Origin of the sequence: Enterobacter sp. 22499 (assembly GCF_052044815.1) — a bacterium.
In the GTDB taxonomy this organism is placed as follows: domain Bacteria; phylum Pseudomonadota; class Gammaproteobacteria; order Enterobacterales; family Enterobacteriaceae; genus Enterobacter; species Enterobacter bugandensis.
On record NZ_JBQENR010000005.1, the window covers coordinates 125,250 to 150,007 of the forward strand.

At 58.0% G+C, this 24,758-nt stretch carries 25 protein-coding genes; 7 read left to right on the forward strand and 18 right to left on the reverse strand.

Annotated elements, in window-relative coordinates; all coding sequences use genetic code 11:
• The 3 genes from ACTJI7_RS15795 to nrdG all read left to right on the forward strand — a co-directional run bounded on the left by ACTJI7_RS15795 (position 1) and on the right by nrdG (position 3,631).
• Positions 1–573 (forward strand): fructose PTS transporter subunit IIA, encoded by a 573-nt coding sequence (locus ACTJI7_RS15795; protein ID WP_088204682.1) that lies wholly within the window; start codon positions 1–3, stop codon positions 571–573.
• Positions 574–942: 369 nt separating this feature from the next.
• Entirely contained in the window at positions 943–3,081 is a 2,139-nt protein-coding gene (nrdD, locus tag ACTJI7_RS15800) for an anaerobic ribonucleoside-triphosphate reductase (RefSeq protein ID WP_028015304.1), read from the forward strand.
• A gap of 85 nt (positions 3,082–3,166) precedes the next feature.
• Positions 3,167–3,631 carry an anaerobic ribonucleoside-triphosphate reductase-activating protein gene (nrdG, locus tag ACTJI7_RS15805; protein WP_063154898.1) on the forward strand — a complete coding sequence of 155 codons (465 nt, stop codon included), beginning with the start codon at positions 3,167–3,169 and terminating at the stop codon, positions 3,629–3,631.
• A 31-nt stretch (positions 3,632–3,662) separates the two neighbouring features.
• Here the strand turns inward: nrdG and ACTJI7_RS15810 are convergent, their stop codons facing one another.
• Genes ACTJI7_RS15810 through ACTJI7_RS15855 form a run of 10 tightly spaced genes read right to left on the reverse strand, consistent with a single transcriptional unit; the run spans position 3,663 to position 12,237 of the window.
• The gene (locus tag ACTJI7_RS15810) at positions 3,663–5,573 is read right to left on the reverse strand and encodes a BglG family transcription antiterminator (protein ID WP_192979084.1); all 1,911 of its coding nucleotides are present in this window, start codon (positions 5,571–5,573) and stop codon (positions 3,663–3,665) included.
• A 19-nt stretch (positions 5,574–5,592) separates the two neighbouring features.
• Positions 5,593–6,729, reverse strand: coding sequence for a lactonase family protein (locus tag ACTJI7_RS15815; RefSeq protein ID WP_248223692.1), 1,137 nt, complete (start codon positions 6,727–6,729; stop codon positions 5,593–5,595).
• Positions 6,730–6,754: 25 nt separating this feature from the next.
• Positions 6,755–7,495 carry a 2-dehydro-3-deoxy-phosphogluconate aldolase gene (dagF, locus tag ACTJI7_RS15820; protein ID WP_041911457.1) on the reverse strand — a complete coding sequence of 247 codons (741 nt, stop codon included), beginning with the start codon at positions 7,493–7,495 and terminating at the stop codon, positions 6,755–6,757.
• Positions 7,492–8,610 (reverse strand): DgaE family pyridoxal phosphate-dependent ammonia lyase, encoded by a 1,119-nt coding sequence (locus ACTJI7_RS15825; protein WP_248178472.1) that lies wholly within the window; start codon positions 8,608–8,610, stop codon positions 7,492–7,494. The genes dagF and ACTJI7_RS15825 overlap by 4 nt, the downstream gene beginning before the upstream one ends.
• Positions 8,594–9,727 (reverse strand): amidohydrolase/deacetylase family metallohydrolase, encoded by a 1,134-nt coding sequence (locus ACTJI7_RS15830; protein ID WP_048999485.1) that lies wholly within the window; start codon positions 9,725–9,727, stop codon positions 8,594–8,596. The genes ACTJI7_RS15825 and ACTJI7_RS15830 overlap by 17 nt, the downstream gene beginning before the upstream one ends.
• Before the next feature lie 42 nt (positions 9,728–9,769).
• A complete protein-coding gene (locus ACTJI7_RS15835) occupies positions 9,770–10,411 on the reverse strand; it encodes a DUF4310 family protein (RefSeq protein ID WP_003856081.1) in 642 nt (213 codons plus the stop codon).
• A gap of 13 nt (positions 10,412–10,424) precedes the next feature.
• Positions 10,425–11,201: a DUF4311 domain-containing protein gene (locus ACTJI7_RS15840; protein ID WP_023310182.1), complete on the reverse strand. Its 777-nt coding sequence runs from the start codon at positions 11,199–11,201 to the stop codon at positions 10,425–10,427.
• A 22-nt stretch (positions 11,202–11,223) separates the two neighbouring features.
• Positions 11,224–11,523: a DUF4312 family protein gene (locus tag ACTJI7_RS15845; protein ID WP_440670703.1), complete on the reverse strand. Its 300-nt coding sequence runs from the start codon at positions 11,521–11,523 to the stop codon at positions 11,224–11,226.
• A gap of 2 nt (positions 11,524–11,525) precedes the next feature.
• Complete coding sequence (locus ACTJI7_RS15850) at positions 11,526–11,888, reverse strand: SFCGS family glycine-rich protein (protein WP_023293430.1); 363 nt, start codon at positions 11,886–11,888, stop codon at positions 11,526–11,528.
• A gap of 10 nt (positions 11,889–11,898) precedes the next feature.
• Complete coding sequence (locus tag ACTJI7_RS15855) at positions 11,899–12,237, reverse strand: PRD domain-containing protein (RefSeq protein ID WP_026080657.1); 339 nt, start codon at positions 12,235–12,237, stop codon at positions 11,899–11,901.
• 449 nt (positions 12,238–12,686) lie between these two features.
• Between ACTJI7_RS15855 and ACTJI7_RS15860 the strand changes: the two genes are divergently transcribed.
• Positions 12,687–12,809: a Hok/Gef family protein gene (locus ACTJI7_RS15860; protein WP_223825222.1), complete on the forward strand. Its 123-nt coding sequence runs from the start codon at positions 12,687–12,689 to the stop codon at positions 12,807–12,809.
• A 70-nt stretch (positions 12,810–12,879) separates the two neighbouring features.
• Here the strand turns inward: ACTJI7_RS15860 and cybC are convergent, their stop codons facing one another.
• Complete coding sequence (gene cybC, locus ACTJI7_RS15865) at positions 12,880–13,266, reverse strand: cytochrome b562 (protein WP_028015297.1); 387 nt, start codon at positions 13,264–13,266, stop codon at positions 12,880–12,882.
• 40 nt (positions 13,267–13,306) lie between these two features.
• Entirely contained in the window at positions 13,307–14,659 is a 1,353-nt protein-coding gene (gene pmbA, locus ACTJI7_RS15870) for a metalloprotease PmbA (RefSeq protein WP_032644960.1), read from the reverse strand.
• A gap of 95 nt (positions 14,660–14,754) precedes the next feature.
• Here pmbA and yjgA point away from each other — a divergent pair, with 95 nt between their 5' ends.
• Positions 14,755–15,306, forward strand: coding sequence for a ribosome biogenesis factor YjgA (gene yjgA / locus ACTJI7_RS15875; protein ID WP_028015295.1), 552 nt, complete (start codon positions 14,755–14,757; stop codon positions 15,304–15,306).
• Positions 15,307–15,380: 74 nt separating this feature from the next.
• Here yjgA and mpl read toward each other — a convergent pair whose 3' ends face one another.
• A complete protein-coding gene (mpl, locus tag ACTJI7_RS15880; protein WP_028015294.1) occupies positions 15,381–16,754 on the reverse strand; it encodes a UDP-N-acetylmuramate:L-alanyl-gamma-D-glutamyl-meso-diaminopimelate ligase in 1,374 nt (457 codons plus the stop codon).
• 197 nt (positions 16,755–16,951) lie between these two features.
• Between mpl and fbp the strand changes: the two genes are divergently transcribed.
• Positions 16,952–17,950, forward strand: coding sequence for a class 1 fructose-bisphosphatase (gene fbp, locus ACTJI7_RS15885; RefSeq protein ID WP_028015293.1), 999 nt, complete (start codon positions 16,952–16,954; stop codon positions 17,948–17,950).
• 148 nt (positions 17,951–18,098) lie between these two features.
• Positions 18,099–18,455, forward strand: a complete 357-nt coding sequence (locus tag ACTJI7_RS15890; RefSeq protein WP_440670701.1) for a helix-turn-helix domain-containing protein — start codon at positions 18,099–18,101, stop codon at positions 18,453–18,455.
• On the opposite strand, the gene ACTJI7_RS15895 is transcribed toward ACTJI7_RS15890, so the two are convergent.
• From ACTJI7_RS15895 to ytfQ, 5 genes are all read right to left on the reverse strand, one after another.
• Positions 18,427–19,998: a methyl-accepting chemotaxis protein gene (locus ACTJI7_RS15895; protein ID WP_063154905.1), complete on the reverse strand. Its 1,572-nt coding sequence runs from the start codon at positions 19,996–19,998 to the stop codon at positions 18,427–18,429. The two genes, ACTJI7_RS15890 and ACTJI7_RS15895, sit on opposite strands and share 29 nt — an antisense overlap.
• 93 nt (positions 19,999–20,091) lie before the next feature.
• A complete protein-coding gene (gene yjfF, locus ACTJI7_RS15900; protein ID WP_021240694.1) occupies positions 20,092–21,093 on the reverse strand; it encodes a galactofuranose ABC transporter, permease protein YjfF in 1,002 nt (333 codons plus the stop codon).
• Positions 21,080–22,105, reverse strand: coding sequence for a galactofuranose ABC transporter, ATP-binding protein YtfT (gene ytfT / locus ACTJI7_RS15905; protein ID WP_162196517.1), 1,026 nt, complete (start codon positions 22,103–22,105; stop codon positions 21,080–21,082). Before ytfT ends, yjfF begins: the two co-directional genes overlap by 14 nt.
• 10 nt (positions 22,106–22,115) lie before the next feature.
• Positions 22,116–23,618 (reverse strand): galactofuranose ABC transporter, ATP-binding protein YtfR, encoded by a 1,503-nt coding sequence (gene ytfR / locus ACTJI7_RS15910; protein ID WP_041911465.1) that lies wholly within the window; start codon positions 23,616–23,618, stop codon positions 22,116–22,118.
• Between the two features lie 65 nt (positions 23,619–23,683).
• The gene (gene ytfQ / locus ACTJI7_RS15915) at positions 23,684–24,640 is read right to left on the reverse strand and encodes a galactofuranose ABC transporter substrate-binding protein YtfQ (RefSeq protein ID WP_021240696.1); all 957 of its coding nucleotides are present in this window, start codon (positions 24,638–24,640) and stop codon (positions 23,684–23,686) included.
• Positions 24,641–24,758: the final 118 nt, after the last annotated feature.

Genomic DNA, 24,758 nt, shown 5'->3' on the forward strand with positions numbered 1-24,758 from the left:
ATGAACTTGCTTGCATTGACGCACCCCGATCTGGTTTTTATCAACCCGCCGCACCGTACGCCTGAAGCGCTGATCCGCTGGCTCGCCGAACCGCTCGCCAGGCGAAAAATCATCTGCGATGAAGAAACATTCATCCAGAGCGTATTACAGCGCGAAAGCGAAGGCCCTACCGCGCTGGGTGAAGCGCTCGCCGTTCCGCACGGTAAAACCGAGGCGGTGCAGCAGGCGGCGTTTTGTGTGGCACTCTTTGACGACCCGATACGCTGGCCGGGGCTGGACGGTGATGAAGAGGTCAGAATGGTTTTCCTGCTCGCCATTCCGCCCGCGGAAGCAGGCAGTACCCATATGCAACTGCTGACGACGCTGACCAGTTTATTAACAGAAGATCGAGTGCGCGCGCAGCTTCTGGCGGCGCGCACCCGGGAAGAGGCGATGTCCGCCCTGAGTGCTGAAGAACCTCAAAAACAGGATGCGGCCCCTGACCGCTCCCTTCTCATTCCGGTGATACTGGGCAGTATCGCTACCGCAGCCTTTTTACAGGCAGGATTGAGCTGGGCCTGCGCGGTGAGTTAACCGAACGGCGCTCAGCATGTACCACGTTGAGCGCTTGTTTTTGTTGAATAATTAATCAGATTTTTCCTTCGCGTCTTTACAAAGGCTGAAGCGCCCGCCGTTTGTACTCTCGTCTTTTTACTTTGTTCTGAATCAAAAAAAACGCAAACATGTTTGATGCAAATCACTATATGTAGAACTTAAAATGCACGCCAACCCAACATCTTGTATTAATCGTCTACTATTCCAACAACAAGACGGCGCTTACGCTGGCCGGAATTGTGGATAACACGAGCTGGGAACGGGGGAAGTCTTTGGCCTGGCGGGGAATACGTCCGGTGAATACTTTTCCCCCCCTGTGGATAACCTGTTTTTAAAAATGGAGTGATCATGACACCGCATGTGATGAAACGTGATGGCTGTAAAGTGCCGTTTAAATCAGAGCGCATCCAGGAAGCCATTCTGCGTGCAGCTAAAGCAGCGGGAGTCGATGACGCAGATTACTGCGCCACCGTCGCAGAAGTCGTTAGCAGCCAGATGACTGAACGCAGCCAGGTCGATATCAACGAGATCCAGACCGCGGTTGAAAACCAGCTGATGGCTGGCCCCTACAAACAGTTAGCCCGCGCCTACATTGAGTATCGCCACGATCGCGACGTGCAGCGTGAGAAGCGCGGTCGCCTGAATCAGGAGATCCGTGGCCTGGTGGAGCAGACCAACTCTGCCCTGCTCAATGAAAACGCCAACAAAGACAGCAAAGTGATCCCGACCCAGCGCGATCTGCTGGCCGGTATCGTCGCCAAACACTATGCCCGCCAGCATCTGCTGCCGCGCGACGTGGTCTCGGCACACGAGCGCGGCGAGATCCACTATCACGACCTCGATTACTCGCCGTTCTTCCCGATGTTCAACTGCATGCTGATCGACCTGAAAGGCATGCTGACCCAGGGCTTTAAAATGGGTAACGCCGAGATTGAACCGCCTAAGTCGATCTCCACGGCGACAGCGGTAACGGCACAGATTATCGCTCAGGTGGCGAGCCACATTTATGGCGGGACCACCATTAACCGCATTGACGAAGTGCTGGCCCCGTTCGTGACGGCGAGCTTCAACAAGCATCGGAAAACTGCCGAAGAGTGGCAGATCCCGGACGCGGACGGCTATGCGCGCTCCCGTACCGAAAAAGAGTGCTACGACGCGTTCCAGTCGCTGGAATATGAAGTGAACACGCTGCACACCGCCAACGGGCAGACGCCGTTTGTAACCTTCGGTTTTGGCCTGGGCACCAGCTGGGAATCACGCCTGATCCAGCAGTCCATTCTGCGCAACCGTATTTCCGGCCTCGGCAAAAACCGTAAAACCGCGGTGTTCCCGAAACTGGTGTTCGCCATCCGCGACGGCCTGAACCACAAGTTTGGCGATCCGAACTACGACATCAAACAGCTGGCGCTGGAGTGCGCGAGCAAGCGCATGTACCCGGACATTCTGAACTACGACCAGGTGGTAAAAGTCACCGGTTCGTTTAAAACGCCTATGGGCTGCCGCAGCTTCCTCGGGGTGTACGAGGATGAAAACGGCGAGCAGATCCACGACGGGCGTAACAACCTGGGCGTCATCAGCCTGAACCTGCCGCGCATCGCGCTGGAGGCCAAAGGCAATGAAGCTGAATTCTGGAAACTGCTGGATGAACGCCTGCAGCTGGCGCGTAAGGCGCTGATGACCCGTATCGCACGCCTTGAAGGGGTGAAAGCCCGCGTGGCGCCCATCCTCTATATGGAAGGGGCCTGCGGCGTGCGCCTGAAGGCGGACGATGACGTGTCCGAGATCTTCAAAAACGGCCGCGCGTCGATTTCGCTGGGCTATATCGGCATCCACGAAACCATCAACGCCCTGTCTGGCGACGCGCATATGTACGACAGCGAGGCCCTGCGCGAAAAAGGCATTGCGATTGTCCAGCGCCTGCGCGACGCGGTTGACCAGTGGAAAGAGGAAACTGGCTACGGGTTTAGCCTTTACAGTACGCCGAGCGAGAACCTGTGCGACCGCTTCTGCCGTCTGGACACCGCCGAGTTCGGGATTGTGGAAGGCGTGACCGACAAAGGGTACTACACCAACAGCTTCCACCTCGACGTGGAGAAAAAGGTAAACCCGTACGACAAGATCGACTTCGAAGCGGCCTATCCGCCCATCGCCAGCGGCGGCTTCATCTGCTACGGCGAGTACCCGAACATCCAGCACAACCTGAAGGCGCTGGAAGACGTGTGGGATTATAGCTATCAGCACGTGCCGTATTACGGGACCAATACGCCAATCGACGAATGCTACGAGTGTGGCTTTACCGGTGAGTTCGAGTGTACGAGCAAAGGCTTTACCTGCCCGAAATGCGGCAACCACGATGCAGCCCGTGTCTCCGTGACCCGTCGCGTGTGCGGCTATCTCGGCAGCCCGGATGCCCGTCCGTTTAACGCCGGCAAGCAGGAAGAGGTGAAGCGTCGGGTGAAACATCTGGGGAATGGGCAGATCGGTTGAGCCACTGCCACATTTATGCCCGGTGGCGCTACGCTTACCGGGCCTACAATCCGCACTCACACTGTACCCGGCTTGGTTAACCGCTATGAACTACCATCAGTACTACCCTGTCGACATCGTCAACGGCCCCGGCACCCGCTGCACCCTGTTCGTTTCAGGCTGCGTTCACGAGTGCCCCGGCTGCTATAACAAAAGCACCTGGCGCGTAAATTCCGGCATGCCGTTTACCGCCGAAATGGAAGACCGCATCATCGACGACCTGAACGACACGCGCATCAAACGCCAGGGGATTTCGCTCTCCGGCGGCGATCCGCTTCATCCGCAAAACGTGCCGGAGATCCTGAAGCTGGTGAAGCGCATTCGCCGCGAGTGTGCGGGAAAAGATATCTGGGTCTGGACGGGATATAAGCTGGAAGAGCTGAATGCTGCTCAGAGGGGAGTCGTGGATTTGATTAACGTGCTGGTGGACGGCAAGTTCGTGCAGGATTTAAAAGACCCGGCCCTGATCTGGCGCGGCAGCAGCAACCAGGTTGTGCATCATTTGCGGTGAATGAAGGCGGATAACCTCTATCCGCCTGGCCTCAAAACCGGCTCAAACTCTCCATCGCCTCAGCCTTAAACGCCGCAAAATCCTCGCACTGGCACAGGCGCGTCATCGCGCGTTCTCGCAGGAAAGTGACGAAGATGTCGTAAATCGCCATCGCCTCTTCGTACTCGCTTTTGCTGATGGCGAGCAGGAAGATGACGTGCGCCGTTTCATCCCCCCACTGAATACCCTGCGGAGCCAGCACCGTATAGACCACCGTTTTCTGTGCCAGCAGGCCGAGGGAGTGCGGCAGCGCGATGCCGTCGCCGAGCATGGTGCTGACGATAGCTTCACGCTCAACGACCGAATCCAGAAACTCCGCGCCGACAAAGCCTTCGGCCTCAAGCTTTTCACACAGCTCGCGGAACAGCGTTTGCTGGTCAACAGGCTTGTCGAGAATGCGGAAATGGGCCGCGTCGAAGTATTTCTCCAGCATCCACGGGCGGGTGCGGTCCACCAGCACCAGCTTGCCGATCTGCTCTAACTGATAATCGGTCGGGAACGGGGCGATCGTCACCACCGGTTTAGATTTTTCACTCACGCGGGCGGTGGAGATGACAAAGTCTTCGCCGATGGCATCCGCCAGCTCGTATTCGCGCAGAGTGAGCGTGCGCGTCACCTCGATCTGCGGGTATTTGCGCTGGAGCACCGCCTCGATCATGCGCACCATCGCATTACCGGCGTCGCACACCAGCAGCACGCGCGGCTGGCGCTGGTAGCCGATGTTGTAGTGGCGCTCCAGCCCCACGCCGATGTGCAGCACCAGAAAACCAATCTCGTTTTCGCTGATCGCATACGGCGTGTATTTCCCCCAGCTCGATACCGCCGCGAGAGTCATATCCCACGCCATCGGATAGTGCTGCTTGATGTTGTCCAGCAGCGGATTGGGGATCATGATTTGATAGCGCACGCGGGTGATCATGGTTTTGATGTGCGTGAGCAGATCGGCGTGCAGCTGCGCGTCGCTGAGCAGGTTGTAGTTATAGTGGGTGTTGATGTAGCGCAGGATATAGTTGACCAGCGCTTCGTCGTCGTCGGCGTTAATCGCGCTGGGGGCAATCTCCTGAATCTGCCGCGCCGCGATGTGGACGCACAGCCAGCTCTCTTCCGATGGCGCAAGCGCCTTGCCCGCCAGCTCCTGAATGGCCACCGCGATATCCTTCGCCGCCTCGCGCACGTTCTCTTCCACGTCTTCCGCGTGGAATTCCGGCAGCGGATACCCCTCGCTGATGCGCCGCACCGACACCGCGCAGTACAGGCGCAGGAACAGTTCGCCTTCGTCGGTCAGACGAATGTGATGGCGGGTGAGCGCGTCGTGAAGCACGACCACCATCTGCTCCGGTACCCCGGCGTTGAGCGCGACCTCCGTCACCAGCGGGTTAAGGCTGTCCTGCTGCGCCAGCTCCCACAGAAGATCGGTCAGGCAGGCGCGGACCGACATCTCGCTGCCAAACAGCTTCATGCCGTGGCGCGGGCGGGTTTCCAGCGTCAGGTTATAGCGCTGGAACCACTCGCGCACTTCCACCATGTCGCTCTGCAAGGTGGCGCGGCTGACAAACCACTCGTCGGCCAGATCTTCAAGCTTAAGTGAAAACGCCGACGTCAGGAAACGCACCACCAGATAGTGCACGCGCTCCGGTCCCGTTCGGGGAATACGCAGCGCGCGCGGGTGCGATGCCTGCAGCTGCTGATAGCGCTCGGCATCGTCAATTTTAAGCTGGTAGCCGTTACCCCGGCTCAGAATAAACTGCGCGCCGTGGCTCGCCAGCAGCGCGTTCAGGGCGGTGATATCTGCGCGAACTGTTCGCGTGGAGACCGACAGCCGCTGCGCCAGCTCGTCCTGCGGCAGCGTCTCGTTTTGCAACAGATCGAAAAGTTGCGCTAAACGTTGGTTCGGAAATCGCACGTCGTTGTCCTCTTACTGCTCAGGGTGAAATGACCATCTGGGATGGGCTGCCGACCGGGGTATAGTCTGGCTCGAAGCTCAGCTTGCCGTCCTGCGCCACGCGGAAACGGGTAATGTTGTCGCTGCGCTGGTTCATGACGTACAGCCAGCGGCCCTGCTTATCGAGCGTCAGGGTGCGCGGGTAGTCGCCGCGCGTCCAGACATCCTCCTGATGCGTCAGCGTGCCCTCCGCTGTTACGGTAAAGTGCCCGATGCTGTTATGCAAACGGTTCGCCACATACAGCTGTTTACCATCGGCGCTTAGCGCCAGCCCGGCAGCAAAACTGGTGCCTTTATAGCCGTCCGGCAGGGCAGAGATCGTTTTACCCTCTTTCAGCCTGCCGCTGGTGTCCAGCGCATAATGGGTAAGTGTCGACGCCTCTTCGTTAATCAGCCACAGGGCATCGCCTTTCGGCGTAAAAACAAAATGACGCGGGCCGGCGCCTTTTGAGGAGGCGCTGATAAACGGCGGATCGTTCGGCATTAGCTTTCCGGTTCGATCGTCAAAGCGGTACTGATAGATACGATCCAGACCAAGATCGGTGGAAAAAACGTATTTCCCGCTCGGATCGGCGGCGATCATGTGCGCATGCGGGCCGTTGTGATCGCTGATGGCAAAGCTACCTTCGACAGCCGCTTCCGGCTTCGCCGCGCCCGGTTCGCCCTGGTCCTGATGTCTGTCCGTCGCGTCACCCAGGCTGCCGTCCGCGTTGACGGGCAAAACGGCAATCGATCCGCTGACGTAGTTCGCCACCAGCAGATGCTTGCCGTTTGGCGTTAGCGAAAGATACACCGGCCCGGCGCCACCGGAGGCCACCTGATTCAGCTCGCTCAGCTCACCGTTATCGCCGACGCGCAGCGCCTGCACCACGCCCTGCTCCACTTCGCTTGCCAGATACAGCGTTTTACCGTCTTGCGAAAGGGTCAACTGCGCCGCGTTCGGCAGTTTGCTCACCAGCGTTTTGTTATCGAGCGCGCCGGTTTGCGGGTCAACGGTAAAACGGTACAGCCCTTCACCGTTCGGATTATAGGTGCCCACCCAGGCGTATTGCGTCTGGGCGATAGCGGCGGTGGCGAGCATTGAGAGTGAAGCGACAAGCAGGTTACGGGTGTGCATGGTGGCTCCTTTATATGTGTGAGTTCTACTTCACCAGCTTCTTCGTCATCGCCAGCAGCGTACGCACATCTTCCGGACGCGTATCGCCGCTGGCTTTGTCGATAATCGAACTGTAGATGTGCGGGATGATTTTGCTTACGCCCGCGTCGAGGGCGATCTGCAGGATCGCCTCATAATTTTCCAGATCGATACCCCCCGTCGGCTCCAGCCAGAAGTCGTGACGGGCGCAGGCTTCCGCCACCGCCTGGTATTCGTCACGGCACTTGAGGCCGCCCATCGGGAAGTACTTGATCGAGCTGCCGCCGAAGTCTTTCAGCAGGGCAATCGCCGTTTCAACCGGCACGATGCCGTCCGGCGCTTTGCTGCTCAGCGGGCCGGTGGAGATTTTCACCATGCCGACGGTACCGGTCGGAGAGACCAGACCATTGACCACCGATTCATTCTGCCCCAGCAGCGCGCGGCTCGCGGCCACGCCGGTGAAGACCTGATTAACGTGCTGCGGCTGCACCTGGCGGGAGATCTCGCTCACCATCGCCGACTGGTTCGGATCGCCCGCGCCCAGCCCTACGGAGAGCGCGTTATCAATCAGCGCCGCGTATTCACGCATATCCGCGACCGCGCTCGCCACGTCCGGGTAATTTTTGGAGAGCACGCCCACCAGCACGTGACCTTCCGCCGCCTCGTAAATGGCGCTGGCGTTGGCCTTTGAGCCGGCCAGCACGTTCAGGCAGACGCGGTCACGGTAAAAATTGGGGGTCAGTTTCATGCGTTTTTCTCCTGTCCTAATACTTCGCTAATGCGGCGGTAGACGATGTTCAGCTGGTCAGCACTTACGCTGCGCACGTCCGCTTCGATAATCCCTTCGTTGGCCTTGTAGCCACGGAAATAGATGGCGTATTCGCCCTGCTTGAGCGCGTTCACCAGGTCACCCGTGCCGACGCCAGTGGTGGCTTCGTCGAACTTAATTTCGGTGCGGGCGATATCGCGACCCGCGCTGTCCCAGACCACGCGCGCGGTGACGCCGCTCAGGGTGTTGAGCGCGTCGATAAACGGCGTCATTTTCGCCACCATCTCGGCACCGCTTTCCTTGGTGGCCGTCAGGTAGTGTTCAATGGCGCAGGTCAGGCCGAGGATCCCCTCTTTACCCACCTTCATGGCGCGGCCAATGCCCGCCGTCTGGCGTTTCACCCACTCAACGTACTGGGTTTTGCCGATCACCAGGCCGCTGGTTGGCCCCTCGATCGCCTTCGCGCCGCTGTAAATCACCAGATCCGCGCCGGAGCGGTAGTACACGTGCAGATCTTCTTCCGCCGCGGCATCGACGATCAGCGGCAGGGAGTGTTTACGTGCGACGACTGCCGCCTGCTCGACGCTGAGCATGCTTTTCTGCACGCAGTGGTGCGATTTGATGTAGAGGATCGCCGCCGTGCGCGGGGTGATGGCCGCCGCCAGCTGATCGGCGGAACATTCGTTGGCGTAACCCGCTTCCACCAGCTTGCCGCCGCCCAGCGCCACCATGGTGCCGACCGGCGCGCCAAAGTTAACGTTGTGGCCTTTCGGCAGGACGATTTCATTGTTCTCGATTGGCGTGACGTGCAGGTTTTCCAGCAGCCAGTCGCTGTCTTTTACCAGCACCGCCGCCACGGACTGGGCGATGCCCGCCGACGCGCAGGAGACCACCGTCGCGCCTTCCACATCCAGCAGCTTCGCGATGTATTCCCCGGTTTTATTGACCAGATCCTTCATCTCGAAGTAATGATTCATGCCGTCCATCGCCGCCTGCACTACTTCCGGGCGCGGCGTGGAGACGCCCAGCGCCGTCATGCGGCCAGAGGTGTTGATAACCTGCTTTAAATTATACTTCTCATAAATCGAAGGCATGTTCCGTGCTCCCTTGTTCGGTCATGTAGCCCTTGCCCGCGCGGATCGCGGCAAGCGGCACCAGAATATATTCAGCCTGCAGGCTGTCGTTTTCAGCGTCCGTCAGCACCGTTGGCTGGCGTTTAATCGTGAACAGCGTCAGGTCGGCGTCGAGACCCGGCTGGATGCGACCCTTGCGCGTCAGGCGCAGGCCGTCGGCGGCGTTCGAGGTCACGCAGTCAATCACCTGCGGCAATGACATGCCGATGGCGAGAAACTTCGACATCACGCTTGCCAGCGAGCCCACCGGGCCGTTGATGCGGTTGCGGCAGTAGATATCCGAGCTGATGGTGTGCGGCAGAATGCCCATCGCGATGGCGCGTTTTGCCACCTCAAAGCTGAAGCTCGCCGTGCCGTGCCCGACGTCCAGACGCACGCCGCGCTTAAGGGCGGAGGTGATGGAGGCGCGCAGCTCGCCGGACGGCGTCAGAATGCGGTTAGGCTTCCCGTTATAGCAGTGGGTAATGATGTCGCCGGAGCTTAACAGCTCGGCGATTTCGTCGAGGTTCGGCGGGTTATTGCCGATGTGTACCATCAGCGGCAAATCGCCATTCTCTTTCTGGATGGCTTTGGCGCGCTCCAGCGGCGTGATGCCGTTTTCACCGACCACGCTGCTGCTCATGCGCGCCTTCAGGCCGACAATAAAATCAGGGTGGCGCTTCACCGCCTGCTTCACCGCATCGGCGTCAATGTTTGCCATGTTGGCCAGTTCGTTCTGGGCAATCAGCCCCACGCGGGAGATATTCAACAGGGCAAAGACGTCGGTGGAGGCTTTGCGGGTGATTTCGTAAAAATCGTCCACGTCGTCGGCCCCGGTACTGCCCGCGTCCACCACGGTAGTGACGCCGGTGGCAATACCCACGCTGTCCGGCTCGTCGTGGTAAATCGGTGAGTTCGGGTAGCAGTGAACGTGGGAGTCAATCCAGCCCGCGCTAACGTACACGTCACCGTTAAGCTCAACCGTTTTACGGGCGGGAGCGTCAATTTCGCCCGTCGCTGCGATCTTCCCGTCCTGAATGGCGATATCGGTCAGGGTATCGTCGGCGAGGCGCGCACGGCGCAGGAGTAAATCAAACATGAGGATCTCCTGATAGGGCGGGCGCCGGAGCGCCCGCGGGTATTAAAGGGCGACCGGGAACAGCCAGCCCAAAATCATTGCGCCGAGGATGGCGCCACCGGTAATTGGCTTCTGCCAGATGTAGAACAGCAGCGCGCCTACCAGCGAACCGACGCCGATTGGAATGGAGGCGGTCATCGCGCTGAGGATAATCAGCGGCCCGAGGAAGCGGCCGGAGGCGTTACCCGCGCCCATCATCACGTCTGCGCCGTAGGTGGAGTTGCTCTGGTTGATGGTGAACTTACGCGCCAGGATGATGACGTAGCCAATCGCCAGACCAATCACCAGGCCGGTAATCAGCGAGGCAATGAAGTTGGTCACCGGGAACATGATCCCCGCGCCCAGCAACAGCGCCGGTACGCCGAGGCCCACGCCGGTTTGGATCGCCCCACCGATGTCGAGAATACCCACCAGCGACCCTTCAATAATGCGGGCGAACAGGAAGCTCGCGCCGAACGCCGCCACCGCGCCGTAGACGCCGGTATCGATGCCCGCTTTCAGCATCGCCACGAAGGCCACTTCGTTAAACGCGCCGATGCCGTAGAGGTAGTACATGTGCGTCCCGGCGAAGACGCCGGAGGAGAGCAGGCCAACGAAGATCGGGAACGACCAGTCGGCATACCAAAAACCTTTATTCTGTTCCATGTAGAGGCTCCTGTTATTTACCGCTGAGCGAGTTGTGGATCATGTCGAGCCAGTTCGGCACGGTCAGATGGAAGGATTCGATCATCTTCATGTCGAAGCCGCGGAAGAAGCCGCTCAACACGAACAGCAGGACGATCGCCGCCATCATCACTTTGGTGACGTGGTTCCAGCCGCTCTCCTCAACGCCTTTACCGATCAGGATGCCGAGAACCAGACCCGGTACGGCGTTCCCCATGATCAGCTGCGCCGCGCCGCCAAAGATGGTGGCCCAGAAGCCCGATTTTTTACCCGCGTCGATGGCCGCCAGCCAGAAGATCACCGGCATCACGGTGTTAACCAGCAGGTTCGCGGCAGGCACCAGCACCTTCACGGCGGTGACCTGCAGCGCTGCCGGCACGGAGGAGGCGGTCAGGTTCAGGAAGGTGACGACGAGCATGCCAATCACGCCGCAGGCAATCGCCATTTTGCGGGGGTCGTGCAGCGTTTCGCCGACGTTACGGTTTTTGATCATCAGTGCAGCAGCACCCCAGTTCGGGATGATGCGGTGGTCAACGTCCTGTGTGAAGGCACCCGCAGCCACGGAAGAGGCCCAGGCGTTAAAGAAGAAACCTAACCCAAAGGAGAAGTGGGACGCCGGATCCCCTTCACAGGAGTTCAGTTCCCCCAACGTACGAAACGCGCCCATACCCTGAGTGGTAGGCGCATGAAACATGCGTGCAGCCCCGGCTCCGACACCGACGCCAACCAGGCCGCCAATGATGAGCGATTTTATTAATATAATTAAGAACATCAGTCTGCCCTTTTATGAATAATCAGCGTTGCGTGAAGAAATCCACCCGGTCAAGATTGATGGCGGTCACGTTGACGGTCACATCCAGCTCCACGCTGTAGGTGCGTCTTTCCCGGCGCAAAAAGAAGAACAGAAACGCTTCTTTACGCACCGCTTCTTGCGCCTGAACAACCTGCACATCCTGTGGCTCAATACGCAGTAAGATATGCGGTGAAGCTTTCATCACCGCGGCCTGAACGTGGTTGAGCGCGTCGGCAAAGGCGCGCGCTTTGGCGTCGCCCTTCCCCTTCACTCTCACCGTGGTTGTGAACTGTTCTTTCATGCTTATGCGCCGTATTTCTTCTGCCACGCCTGCACCAGACGCTCGCCCAGCTCTTCTTTATCCATAAAGCCAAAGCCCAGCACGTTGCAGCCTTCGTTGATGGCGGTCACGCCCTCTTCCACGGAACGCATGCCGTATTTGGCCTTGTAGCCATATTTGGTTTGGGCGGTGATGGCACCCGCGCCGCCGCTGCCGCAGAAGGAGATGCCGAAGGTGGCGTTTTCCGCTTTCATTACGTCGCCGAGCTTCATGTCCGCCGCCATGCCCGGCACAACCACTGCGCGTCCACCTGCTTTTTCCACACCCGCAGCCACTTTCTGACCTTTACCCAGGCGATCGCCAATCACGACTGTAATCTGTTCCATGTGTTGCTCCTTAAAGGTTGTCTTTCGCGACTTCAAAGTGAACGGAGAGCAGCCAGGCTTCTTCATCAGGAAGGTTGCCAAACTGCGCCACCACTTCACGGGCAAGCTGCATTGAATCTGGTGAAATTTCGTCGAACAGCTCTGCTTCAACCTCCGGCAGCGGCTCGCCGGTCACGGACCGGTGCGCCATTGCGCGAACGTGGGAGGTGAGCATCTGCTCCTGTACCGCATTGGGGATGATGTTGTGCCGGGCCAGCAGGGCATAAACCTGCTGCAGCATGGTGTTCGCGAGCTGTTCTGTTTGCACCGCCTGTTCCCCAACGTCGTTCATTACCGCTCCGTTAATCACTCGTCTTACCCCGTTAATGGCTCTGGAATAAAACTAACGTTGGGCGTGAAGGGTTTGTAGCGAGTTGTTTTCCACTTCGAAGTGGAAAGGCGAGCCGCAGCAGTGATCTGTGCCACATAAATATGGTGAATCTGGATTAACGGCCGCATTTACGTGATAAATATCACGCTATTAAGCGGCACTAAACAGGTAAGCGGAGTGGAAAAGTTTACGAGCAGGCTCGTAGAAATGTGACGTGGATAAGGTTTTCTTATGGGGATTCGCTAGAGTGGCTGCGGGTGCTTGAGACTGACCGTCTCAGGCATGGGACGGAAAGTGGAAAGCCCCGCCTGATAGAAAATCAGGGCGGGGGCTCGAAACGACACGTCGGACCGTGGAGTTCGCTACCTCGCCCGCTTTAAAGCAAGGAGGCATCCATGAAACGCCAATCCCCAATTATCCGGGTTTCGATGATTGTTGCTTTGACAATAATCATCTTAACGCTGGTGACGAGGAAAACACTGTGCGAGATCCGTTTTCGAAACGGCTCGCTTGAAGTGACAGCGCGGATGGATTGTCGCTCCGGCCAGTAGGGAGCAAGGATGCGGGGGCGCTTAGTGCGCCTCCGCATACGGAGGAAGGACGTACAGCTCAGGCACCCAATTAACGGTATTTCTTGTGATACGTGTTGCGCGTCGCCACAAACTGGTCGGCCGCCGCCTGGGCTTCCTTCACTTTGCCTTCGTTAGCCAGCTTCAGCGCGCCGTCGATCTGACCGACCAGCACGTCAAAGCCGTGGCGATAGTCTTTCATCTCTGCGCTGTCTGCCGCTTTGCTTTCCAGCTTTGGCGGCGTCGCTTTTTGCGCGTCCAGCGCCGCTTCACGCATTTTGGTCAGTGCGCCTTTCATTTCCGCCGCATTGTCCGTTTTCTGCACTACCTTCAGGTTTTGACTGAGGATGTCCATGTTGTCTTCGAGATCGGCAGCAAACGCAGAAGAGCCAAGAACCAGCGTTGAAGCCGCGACGATCGCTAACAGGTGTTTACGCATTGCTCACTTCCTTTTTTATTATTAAAACGCTTTTCGGGTATTACTGGCCGGCGATTTTCATTTCCGGCAGTAATACAGAACCACACTGTATATTGCTACGTGTTTCAATATCGTTACCGACCGTAACGATATTGCGCCACATGTCCTTCAGGTTTCCGGCGATGGTAATTTCACTCACCGGATACTGAATTTCGCCGTTTTCGACCCAGAAGCCTGCCGCACCGCGAGAATAGTCGCCGGTGATGCCGCTTACGCCCTGGCCCATCAGCTCGGTGACCACCAGACCGGTGCCCATCTCTTTCAGCATCTGCTCGAAGTTCAGGCCCTGACCGGCAATGCGCCAGTTGTGGATCCCGCCCGCATGTCCGGTGCTTTTCAGCCCCAGCTTGCGCGCGGAGTAGTTGGTCAGCAGCCACTGGGTCAGAATGCCGTCTTTAACGATATCGCGGCGTTCCGTGCGCACGCCTTCGCTGTCGAATGGCGTGGAGGCCAGCCCTTTCAGCAGGTGCGGATGTTCCTCGATAGTCAGCCACTCCGGCAGGATCTGCTTGCCCAGCGAGTCGAGCAGGAAGGTCGATTTACGGTACACCGAGCCGCCCGCGATAGCGCCCACCAGATGACCAAACAGACCGGTCGCCACTTCATTGGCAAAAATGACCGGGGCCTTCATAGTGGAGAGCTTACGCGGCGACAGGCGAGACAGCGTGCGTTCGGCACACTCTTTGCCCACCCACTCAGGAGACTGCAAATCCCCCAGCGCGCGGCCAATGGTGTAGGCGTAGTCACGCTCCATGTCGCCGTTCTCTTCGGCAATCACGCAGCTTGAAAGCGAGTGACGGGTGGAGCAGTAGCCCTGCAGCATGCCGTGGCTGTTGCCGAAAACTTTGATGCCGTAGTGGCTGTTGAAACTACCGCCTTCGGTATTCGTGATGCGCTTGTCAGCCTGCAAAGACGCCTGCTCGGCGCGCGCGGCCAGTTCAATCGCTTCATCCGGCGTGACTTCAGCCGGATGGAACAGATCGAGATCCGGCGCGTCAAACGCCAGCAGATCTTTATCCGCCACGCCTGCGTAAGGATCCGGAGAGGTGTAACGGGCGATATCCAGCGCCGCCTGCACCGTACGGGCGATGGCATCCGGGCTGAGATCGGTGGATGACGCGCTGCCTTTGCGGTTCTGGTGATACACCGTGATCCCAAGCGCGCCATCGCTGTTAAATTCTACATTCTCCACTTCGCCATAGCGGGTGCTCACGCTAATGCCGGTGGTTTTGCTGACCGCCACTTCGGCGCCATCTGATTTACCTGAAGCGAGCGTCAGCGCGGTGGAGACGGCTTCTTCCAGAATCTTACGCTGCGCTTCAACTTGTGAGGTTACTTTCATCGCAAATGCCATACTGTAAGAGAGAGTTAAGTGAAGTCTAACAGAGAACCGTTTTTCAGTGCGCGTCTTAACTGGTAACATTAGCCTCTTTTTTTAAGGAGCCTGACATGACTAAGCAGCCCGAAGACTGGCTCGACGACGTTCCCGGTGATGACATCGAAGACGAAGATGATGAGATCATCTGGGTCAGTAAAAGTGAAATTAAACGTGACGCCGAAGAGTTAAAACAGCTTGGCGCAGAAATGGTAGAACTGGGTAAAAACGCGCTGGATAAGATCCCGCTCGACCAGGATCTGCGTGATGCCATTGAACTGGCACAGAAAATCAAGAAAGAAGGCCGTCGTCGCCAGCTTCAGCTTATCGGTAAAATGCTGCGTCAGCGCGACGTGGATCCGATCCGTCAGGCGCTGGACAAGCTGAAAAACCGCCACAACCAGCAGGTTGCGCTGTTCCATAAGCTGGAGCAGATCCGCGATCGTCTGATTGAACAGGGTGATGATGCGGTACCGGAAGTGCTGAACCTGTGGCCGGATGCCGACCGCCAGCAGCTGCGTTCTTTGATCCGCAACGCGAAGAAAGAGAAAGAGGGGAATAAGCCGCCGAAATCCGCGCGTCTGATTTTCCAGTATCTGCGCGAGCTGTCTGAGAACGCAGAGTAAGCCCCTCACCCCAAAGGGAAGAGGGAGAAGAGATAATGTAAGCCCGGTAAGCGCTAGCGCCACCGGGCTTTTTTTTACTCTGCGGCCGCGGCTTTCTTCGCCAGACCGTCCAGCAGCTTCTGATGGATCCCACCGAACCCGCCGTTGCTCATCACCAGAATGTGGTCGCCAGGCTGTGCGGCTTTCACCACCATATCCGCTAAGACATCCACGTCCGCGCTCCAGTGCGCAGGCTGAATGCAGGCGTCGGCCACTTCAGCCACCTGCCACGGAATATGCTGCGGCTGCAGCAGGAAGACTTCGTCGGCACGTCCCAGGGACGGCGCGAGGTCGTCTTTGCAGATGCCCATTTTCATGGTGTTCGAGCGCGGTTCCAGCACCGCCAGAATGCGCGCGGTGCCGCCAACCTTGCCACGCAGGGCGGCAAGCGTCGCCAGAATGGCCGTTGGGTGGTGCGCGAAATCGTCATACACCGTCACGCCGTTCGCTTCGCCGCGCAGCTCCAGGCGGCGGCGGGCGTTGATAAACGTCCCCAGCGCATTGGCCGCATCCGCAGGCAGCACGCCCACGTGGCGCGCCGCGGCGATCGCCATCAGGCCGTTGTGCATGTTGTGCTCGCCCACCAGGCCCCACTTCACCTCGCCCACTTTCTCACCGTCGAGCAGTACTTCCCACTCGGAGGCATCCGCGTTGAGTTTTTTCGCCTGCCAGTGGCCCTGCTCGCCCACCAGTTCCTGCTCGCTCCAGCAGCCCATCGCCATGGTCTGCTTCAGGTTGATGTCGTTCTCCGGCAGGATAATGCGGCCCTGGCCCGGAACAATGCGCACCAGGTGGTGGAACTGTTTCTGAATGGCTTTCAGGTCGTCAAAGATATCCGCGTGGTCAAACTCAAGGTTGTTGAGGATCAGCGTGCGCGGGCAGTAGTGCACGAATTTGGAACGCTTGTCGAAGAATGCGCAGTCGTATTCATCCGCTTCAATCACAAAGAACGGGCTGTCGCCGAGACGCGCAGAGACGTCGAAGTTACCCGGCACGCCGCCGATCACGAAGCCCGGCTTGTAGCCGCAGGCTTCAAGGATCCAGGTCGCCATGCCGGCGGTGGTGGTTTTGCCGTGGGTACCGGCTACGGCAACCACCCAGCGGTCGCGCAGCACGAAATCATGCAGCCACTGCGGGCCGGACATGAACGGAATATTGCGTTCCAGCACCGCTTCAACGCACGGGTTACCGCGGGTCATGGCGTTGCCAATGATGACCAGATCCGGCTCGGGATCCAGCTGGCTGGCATCGTAGCCCTGAATTAAAGAGATGCCCTGTTTCTCCAGAAGCGTGCTCATCGGCGGATACACATTGGCGTCCGAACCTGTCACTTCATGGCCCAGCGAGCGCGCCAGCATTGCCAGTCCGCCCATGAAAGTGCCACAAATCCCCAATATATGAATGCGCATACGTCACTATCCTTCTTTAATGTGGCGCACATTTTACTCACATGTTAGCGGCTGTGAAACGCATTTCAGGTAAATCCGTATGTTGCTGGCGCGATTCACCTCTGCGCTAGTATTTGAATATTTGTTAAGATTGTTGGGCTTTAGTCGTTTTAGTGAACATACAATCGCTCTACTCACAAAGATGCAGGGAAAGTGTTATGAAAACGTTAGGTGAATTTATTGTCGAAAAGCAGCACGAGTTCTCTCATGCTACGGGTGAACTCACTGCTTTGCTGTCGGCAATAAAGCTGGGCGCTAAGATCATCCACCGTGATATCAACAAGGCCGGTCTGGTCGATATCCTGGGTGCCAGCGGTGCCGAGAACGTTCAGGGCGAGGTTCAGCAGAAACTCGATCTGTTCGCAAATGAAAAACTGAAAGCTGCACTGCGCGCGCGCGACATCGTTGCGGGTATCGCCTCCGAAGAAGAAGATGAAATTGTTGTTTTCGAAGGGTGTGAACACGCGAAATACGTCGTACTGATGGATCCGCTCGACGGCTCCTCCAACATCGACGTTAACGTTTCTGTCGGTACCATTTTCTCCATCTACCGCCGCGTCACGCCTGTTGGTACGCCGGTAACCGAAGAAGATTTCCTGCAGCCGGGCAGTAACCAGGTTGCGGCCGGTTACGTCGTCTATGGCTCGTCCACCATGCTGGTCTACACCACCGGATGCGGGGTTCACGCCTTTACCTACGATCCGTCGCTGGGCGTCTTCTGCCTGTGTCAGGAACGTATGCGCTTCCCGGAGAAAGGCAGCACTTACTCCATCAACGAAGGCAACTACATCAAGTTCCCGAACGGCGTGAAGAAGTACATCAAATTCTGCCAGGAAGAAGATAAAGCGACCCAGCGTCCGTACACGTCCCGCTACATTGGTTCTCTGGTCGCGGATTTCCACCGTAACCTGCTGAAGGGCGGTATTTACCTCTACCCAAGCACCGCCAGCCACCCGGACGGGAAGCTGCGCCTGCTGTACGAATGCAACCCGATGGCGTTCCTGGCCGAACAGGCGGGCGGCAAGGCGAGCGACGGTAAACAGCGTATTCTGGACATCGTGCCGGAAAGCCTTCACCAGCGTCGTTCGTTCTTCGTTGGCAACAACCATATGGTTGAAGACGTTGAACGTTTTATCCGTGAGTACCCGGACGCGTAATATCTTTCCCGGGGAGCCAGTCTGGCTCCCCAACACATTTATATATTTTACCGTATAAGTGTTTATAAAAATGACGCTTTAATCTTCACCCCTGCTCCTGCATTATTTCCATAACAGTTTGACATTTATTTCCTGGAGCAGAATTGCAATGAAAAATTATTCCCGGGCTAATACCGGCATTGATTTAAATCTTATCCCTGTATTTATTGAAGTCGTCCGCTGCGGCAGTATGGCAAAAGCCTCTTTGCGCCTGGAGATGTCCCGTCCTGCGGCGAGCCTGGCGTTGAAGCGTTTTAATCAACTGTTTGATGAGCCGTTATTTTTTCGCAAAGGTTTATATCTCGAGCCGACTGAAAAAGCGTTAGCGTTAACCAACTCGCTGGAATTATTAATGGGTGATATTCACGATAATATTGAGGCGGTAAATTCCGCGAGAAATAAAGCCCCGGCACAGAACGCACCGGGGCTGGGAAATATTATGCCGCAGTCTGAGCCGTCACTTTGAATGATGACATGGCTTCCATCAGCTGACGCGACTGCTCCTCAAGGGTGCGGGTCGCGGCGGAGGATTGCTGCACCAGCGCCGCATTCTGCTGCGCGGTTTCATCCATCTGGTTCACCGCAATATTCACCTGCTCGATGCCGCGGCTCTGCTCCTGAGACGCGGTGGCAATTTCGCGCATCAGTTTGGTCATGCGCAGCACTTCGGTGGCAATCTCATCCATCGTTTCACCCGCCTGCTGGGCCAGCTCGCTGCCCTCGTTAACGTGGGCCTGCGAATCGCCGATCAGAGAGCGGATCTCTTTCGCCGCGTCGGCGCTGCGGCTGGCAAGGTTGCGGACTTCACCCGCGACCACGGCAAACCCGCGCCCCTGCTCGCCCGCGCGCGCCGCTTCCACGGAGGCGTTAAGCGCCAGAATGTTGGTCTGGAAGGCAATACCGTCAATCACGCTCAGGATGTCGGCGATGCGCGCCGAACTGCCGGAGATATCGCGCATTTTTTCAATCACGTAGCAGACCATTTCGCTGCCGTGATCGGCGGTGTCGGAAACAGACTTCGCCAGCTGGTGCGCCTGCTCGGCGTTGTCGGCGTTAAGCTTCACCGTGGCGGTGATCTGCTCCATGCTGGCGGCGGTCTGCTCCAGCGACGTGGCGGTGGATTCGGTGCGCTCGGCAAGATCCCGGTTCCCCGCCGTCAGCTCGCGGCTGCCGGTATCAATTTGCGAGCTGGCATCGCGAACCCGCAGAACCGAGCTCATCAGCGACTGACGCATCTCCTCTATCGCCGCGTTGAGGCGGTTAAACTCCTGGCTCGCCGGGGCATTCAGCGTGTGGGTTAAATCGCCCGCCGCCACGTTCTCCAGCTGCGCAATGGAGGCCGAGAGCGGCTTGAGCAGCATATGGCGCAGCGCCAGCCAGGCGAGCGCGATAATGCCCGCCGTCAGCAGCGCAGCGACAATAATCAGGATCAGCACGCGGGTTTTACTCGCCTGTACGGCACGCACTTCCGCCTGACCTCGCGCTTCGCTCCATTTCTGAAACGCCTGCATGTCGTTATCGAACTGCTTCGCCACCGGAATCAGCGTGTTCTCCAGCAGATCGTAATAGCTGTCTGCGCTCTGGTCATTCAGGGTTTTCAGCATCGGGCCGATCCCCTGCTGGTTATACGTCGCCAGGCTGGCCGCGACTTTGTCGAGGAGCTGCTGCCCCTGTTCGTCAGCCACGCCGCCGTCAATCACGCCTTTTAACGTTTTCCGGGCCAGGGCGACTTCCTGATTGATGTTTTTTACCGCTTTGGCCGCATCGTCCAGCATGCCGATTTCCATCATGCGGACGGCCTGACCCGCCTCATTGCGCGCGCGCAGGATCAGCGTATAGCCGGTGTTCAGCTGCACCATCTGCTCACCCTGAAGGTGATTAATGCGCTGCAGTGAGGAAGAACTCTGTGTGAGGGCATAAATGCCGATGCCGCTGACAATCAGCAGCAGAAGGGTCATAACGGCCAGTAAAGAGAGCAAGCCGGTACGAATCGATAGCGTTTTAAGCATGATATTATTTCCGGTAGCGAGATATTTCTGGGCATAAAAGAAGAGTATCGGCCGCTACCGGAAAATGTTTAGACTTTAAGCAAATTCAGCGTGTTATCGCTCTGTTACCGATGTGTTTACGCGGGTAACAGGCGAGCTTTGACGGTTCTCCCAGAGCACCGTCAGCCCCCGCTGCAGGGCAATAAAAATAAACAGCAGAATGCCAATGGCGATCTTCGTCCACCACGAGCTGAGCGTGCCGTCAAAGTTGATATAGGTTTGTATCAGCCCCTGAATCGCCACGCCGAACAGCGTTCCCAGCACCGTCCCTACCCCGCCGCTGAGCAGCGTGCCGCCGATAACCACCGAGGCAATCGCATCCAGTTCCACGCCGACGCCTGCAAGGGCATAGCCCGCCTGGGTATACACCGAGAAGACAATACCCGCCAGCGTTGCCAGGCCGGTCGAAAGCATATAGATGCGGATGGTGGTGCTGCGGGTTGAGATCCCCATCAGGTTGGCCGACGTGGCGTTGCCGCCAATGGCGTATACCTGATTGCCGAACCGGGTGCGGTGGGCGAGGAAAATGCCAATCACCACCACGCCCAGCATCAGCAGCCCCATCGCACTTAAACGCCCGCCGCCGGGAATTTTCCACGCCAGGCTGGAGAGCGTGTCATACACCGGATGGTTAATCGGAATCGACTCCTCAGAAACCAGATAACTTACGCCGCGCAGGAAAAACATCCCGGCCAGCGTGATGATAAAGGCCGGAATTTTCAGCGCGTCGATCAGCAGCCCCATAAAGGCGCCAAACGCGCAGCCCATCACCAGCACCAGCGGAAACGCCACCAGCGGCGAGATGCCCCAGAAACCGATCGCCTTCGCGAGGAATACCCCCGTGAACGCGATCACCGAGCCAACTGAGAGATCGATCCCGCCGGAGAGGATCACAAAGGTCATGCCGACGGCGATAATGCCTAAAAAGGCGTTGTCCGTCAGAATGTTGCAGATCACGCGCGTTGAGGCAAAACCGGGGAACTGCGTGAGGCAGTAGAGATACCCCAGCACAAACACGCCCAGCGTGATCATTAACGGTAAATTACGTTTTATCATGGCCACGGATCCCCTTAATGATGCTGACAAAGCGCGGCGACTGGACGATCAGCACGCAGAGTACAACTACCGCCTTTACCACCTGGTTGAGTTCCGGCTGGAATCCCGAGAGCAGGATCCCGGTGTTCATGCCCTGAATGATCAGCGCGCCGATCACCGAGAGCAGCAGGTTAAAGCGCCCGCCCATCAGCGACCCGCCGCCGATCACCACCGCGAGGATCGCATCCAGCTCCAGCCAGAGCCCGGCGTTATTGGCATCGGCCCCGCGAATATCGGCGGCGACGATGACACCAGCAATGGCGGCGCAGACGCCGCTCAGCACGTAGGTCAGCATCACCATCAGGCGGGTGTTGACCCCGGCGTTGCGCGCGGCGCGAATGTTGATCCCCACCGCCTCAATAAACATGCCGAGCGCCGTTTTGCGGGTGAAGAGCCAAAAGACAACAAGCGTGACCAGGGCAATAATCACCGGCGTCGGGAAGAACAGAAGGTTGCCGCTGCCAAGCCATGCCAGGCTCGGAGAGTTGAAGGTAACAATCTGCCCCGAGGTGATCAGCTGTGCGACCCCGCGCCCGGCCACCATCAGGATCAGCGTAGCGACAAAGGGCTGAATTTTCAGCACCGCCACCAGAATGCCGTTCCATAGTCCGGCCAGCACGCCGGTGCCTAAGGCCGCCAGCAGTACCACCGGCAGGCTGTGACCGGCCACGGTCATTGAGGCTGCCGTGGCCCCGGCAATAGCCATCACCGCACCGACGGAGAGATCTATTCCGCCGGTGGCGATCACCAGCGTCATCCCAATCGCCAGCAGCGCCACGGGCGCGGCGCGGTTTAAAATATCGATCGGGCTGCCAAACAGGCGGCCATCCTGAACAATAATCTGGAAGAAATGCGGTGCGACAAGGCTATCTACCAGCAGCACCACCAGCAGCGCTGCAATTTGCGGCGTGCCGGTTGGCCAGCTAAAGCGGCGCTTTGACTCACCGGTTTGCGAAAGCGAACGGGACATCACGATTCACTCCTTACGCCGCAATGGCATTCATGATTGCCGGAACGGACAGTTTATCCAGCGGGATCTCTGCCACCTGTTTGCGATCGCGCATGATGATGACGCGATCGGCATAGCCCACCAGCTCCTCCAGCTCGGATGAGATAACCAGCAGGGCCAGCCCGTCCGCACAGAGCGTTTCGATAAGCCGGATAATTTCGGCGTGCGCGCCCACGTCGATACCGCGCGTCGGCTCGTCAAGGATCAGGAACTGCGGTTTGGTCAGCAGCCAGCGGGAGAGCAGCACCTTCTGCTGGTTACCGCCGGAGAGAAATTCAATCGGCTGTTCCGCGCTCGGGGTGCGGATGCCGAGCTGGCGGATAAAGCGCTCGGCGATGGCGTTTTGCTCTTTACGGGGGATCGGGCGCAGCCAGCCGCGCTGGGCCTGCAGGGCCAGGATGATATTTTCCCGCACCGAGGCGGCGGCAATGATGCCGTCCGTTTTCCGGTCTTCCGGGCAGAAGCCAACGCCCAGACAGGAGGCCTGATGCGGCGATCGCAGGGTTTGCGGTTTGCCCTTGATCAGCGCGGTGCCGCTGTCGGCAGGCTTGATCCCGAAGATCACCTCGGCGGTTTCGGTTCGGCCCGAGCCCAGCAGGCCCGCCAGCCCGACAATTTCGCCGGGACGCACCTCAAGGTTAAACGGCGATATCACGCCTTTCTTGCCGTAATCGCTGAACGCGGCAACCGGTTTTTCGCTCAGCAGCGTACGGCCCGCACGCTGGAGCGCGTTGGTTTCCAGCTCGCGGCCCAGCATCATTTTCACCAGCTCGATCTGCGGCAGCTCGCGGGTTTCGCGGCAGCCGACAAAGCTGCCGTTGCGCAGCACCGTAATGCGGTCGCTCACCTCATACACCTGATCGAGAAAGTGCGTGACGAAGATCAGGCTCACGCCCTGATCGCGCAGCTGGCGCATCAGGGTGAAGAGCATCTCCACTTCCTGGGTATCGAGGCTGGCGGTGGGTTCATCGAGGATCAGCACCTTCGCAGAGAGATCGATCGCGCGACAGATGGCGACGATCTGCTGCATCGCCACGGAAAAGCGGTTCAGCGGCTCGCGGACGTCGAGGGAGAAGCCGTAGGACTCCATCAGCTTCGTGGCACGCGCCTCCATCTCTTTGCGGCGCAGCAGGCCAAAGCGGCGTGGCTCGCGGCCAATAAACAGGTTGTCCGCCACCGACATATTCGGCAGCAGGTTCACTTCCTGGTAAACCGTCCCGATCCCCAGCTGCTGGGCGTGGGCGGTATTTTTTGGCGAAATGGCGTTGCCTTCCAGCCAGATGGTGCCGCGATCGGCGTGATAAACGCCGGTCAGCGATTTAATCAGCGTCGATTTTCCCGCGCCGTTCTCACCCAGCAGCGCCATGATCTCACCGCGCCGCAGGCTGAAATCAACGCTATCCAGCGCCTTTACGCCGGGGAAGAATTTACTCAAGCCCTCTGTGCGGAGGATTTCCTGGTGTTGTTCAGTTTTCATATTCATGTCCCCGGCACGTTCCCGTAGGCCGGGTAAGCGCAGCGCCACCCGGCAATTTCACTGGATCAGTAGCCCATATTTTTCTTCTTCTCTAACTCTTCTTTCGCTGTATCAGGCAGGTAGAGCGTGGACTTGGTGACGGTCACCTTCTCAGGCATCGTGCCGTCTTTCTTGAATTTCTCCAGCGCGTCGAATGCCGGTCCCGCCATGTTCGGCGTCAGCTCGACGCTGGCATTGGCTTCACCGTCGATCATCGCTTTGTAGATGTCCGGCACGCCGTCGATAGAGCCGGTGAGGATATCTTTGCCCGGCTTCAGGCCCGCTTCTTTAATCGCCTGAATCGCCCCGATCGCCATGTCATCGTTGTGGGCGTAAACCATGCAGATATTCTTGCCGTTGTTTTCAGCCTTGATAAAGCTCTCCATGACCTCTTTACCCTTACTGCGGGTAAAGTCGCCGGACTGGGAGCGGATAATCTTGATGTTTGGCGCTTTGGCAATGGCCTCAGCAAAGCCTTTCTTACGGTCAATGGCTACGCTCGCACCGACGGTGCCCTGCAGTTCAACGACGTTACACGGCTTGCCGTCGACCTGTTTAATCAGCCAGTCGCCAATTAACTGCCCTTCAAGCACGTTATTAGCGGTGACGGTGGTCATATAGAGAGATTTGTCTTTAACATCGATGGAACGGTCGAGCAGGAAGACCGGAATTTCAGCGTCTTTCGCTTCCTTCAGAACCGGTTCCCAGCCGGTCGCCACCACTGGTGCAATAAAGATGGCATCCACGCCCTGGGCGATAAACGAGCGCACGGCTTTGATCTGGTTTTCCTGCTTTTGCTGACCATCGGCGATTTTCAGGGTGATGCCGCGTTTCTGGGCCTCGCTTTTCGCAACGTTGGTTTCCGCCGCACGCCAGCCGGATTCAGAGCCAACTTGCGAAAAACCTACGGTTAAGGGAGCGGCCATCGCCATAGACGACATGGCTGCTGAAACTGCTGTGACAAGAAGTAAGCGCTTCCACATATGAGCGTCCTCGTAGGGGTGTTTATTGTTGGTTAAAAGATGTTCTGCGAAATGACTATAGCCAATGAAATATGTAACGAATTGCGTTACATCACACTTCAGGAAAGTGAATAAAATG

What these genes read in the sequence shown, in the direction of transcription:
- ACTJI7_RS15795 (WP_088204682.1), top strand. Translation starts at nt 1, where the DNA reads ATGAACTTGCTTGCATTGACGCACCCCGATCTGGTTTTTATCAACCCG.
- nrdD (WP_028015304.1), top strand. Translation starts at nt 943, where the DNA reads ATGACACCGCATGTGATGAAACGTGATGGCTGTAAAGTGCCGTTTAAA.
- nrdG (WP_063154898.1), top strand. Translation starts at nt 3,167, where the DNA reads ATGAACTACCATCAGTACTACCCTGTCGACATCGTCAACGGCCCCGGC.
- ACTJI7_RS15815 (WP_248223692.1), bottom strand. Translation starts at nt 6,729, where the DNA reads ATGCACACCCGTAACCTGCTTGTCGCTTCACTCTCAATGCTCGCCACC.
- dagF (WP_041911457.1), bottom strand. Translation starts at nt 7,495, where the DNA reads ATGAAACTGACCCCCAATTTTTACCGTGACCGCGTCTGCCTGAACGTG.
- ACTJI7_RS15825 (WP_248178472.1), bottom strand. Translation starts at nt 8,610, where the DNA reads ATGCCTTCGATTTATGAGAAGTATAATTTAAAGCAGGTTATCAACACC.
- ACTJI7_RS15830 (WP_048999485.1), bottom strand. Translation starts at nt 9,727, where the DNA reads ATGTTTGATTTACTCCTGCGCCGTGCGCGCCTCGCCGACGATACCCTG.
- ACTJI7_RS15835 (WP_003856081.1), bottom strand. Translation starts at nt 10,411, where the DNA reads ATGGAACAGAATAAAGGTTTTTGGTATGCCGACTGGTCGTTCCCGATC.
- ACTJI7_RS15840 (WP_023310182.1), bottom strand. Translation starts at nt 11,201, where the DNA reads ATGTTCTTAATTATATTAATAAAATCGCTCATCATTGGCGGCCTGGTT.
- ACTJI7_RS15845 (WP_440670703.1), bottom strand. Translation starts at nt 11,523, where the DNA reads ATGAAAGAACAGTTCACAACCACGGTGAGAGTGAAGGGGAAGGGCGAC.
- ACTJI7_RS15850 (WP_023293430.1), bottom strand. Translation starts at nt 11,888, where the DNA reads ATGGAACAGATTACAGTCGTGATTGGCGATCGCCTGGGTAAAGGTCAG.
- ACTJI7_RS15860 (WP_223825222.1), top strand. Translation starts at nt 12,687, where the DNA reads ATGATTGTTGCTTTGACAATAATCATCTTAACGCTGGTGACGAGGAAA.
- cybC (WP_028015297.1), bottom strand. Translation starts at nt 13,266, where the DNA reads ATGCGTAAACACCTGTTAGCGATCGTCGCGGCTTCAACGCTGGTTCTT.
- pmbA (WP_032644960.1), bottom strand. Translation starts at nt 14,659, where the DNA reads ATGGCATTTGCGATGAAAGTAACCTCACAAGTTGAAGCGCAGCGTAAG.
- yjgA (WP_028015295.1), top strand. Translation starts at nt 14,755, where the DNA reads ATGACTAAGCAGCCCGAAGACTGGCTCGACGACGTTCCCGGTGATGAC.
- mpl (WP_028015294.1), bottom strand. Translation starts at nt 16,754, where the DNA reads ATGCGCATTCATATATTGGGGATTTGTGGCACTTTCATGGGCGGACTG.
- fbp (WP_028015293.1), top strand. Translation starts at nt 16,952, where the DNA reads ATGAAAACGTTAGGTGAATTTATTGTCGAAAAGCAGCACGAGTTCTCT.
- ACTJI7_RS15890 (WP_440670701.1), top strand. Translation starts at nt 18,099, where the DNA reads ATGAAAAATTATTCCCGGGCTAATACCGGCATTGATTTAAATCTTATC.
- ACTJI7_RS15895 (WP_063154905.1), bottom strand. Translation starts at nt 19,998, where the DNA reads ATGCTTAAAACGCTATCGATTCGTACCGGCTTGCTCTCTTTACTGGCC.
- yjfF (WP_021240694.1), bottom strand. Translation starts at nt 21,093, where the DNA reads ATGATAAAACGTAATTTACCGTTAATGATCACGCTGGGCGTGTTTGTG.
- ytfR (WP_041911465.1), bottom strand. Translation starts at nt 23,618, where the DNA reads ATGAAAACTGAACAACACCAGGAAATCCTCCGCACAGAGGGCTTGAGT.
- ytfQ (WP_021240696.1), bottom strand. Translation starts at nt 24,640, where the DNA reads ATGTGGAAGCGCTTACTTCTTGTCACAGCAGTTTCAGCAGCCATGTCG.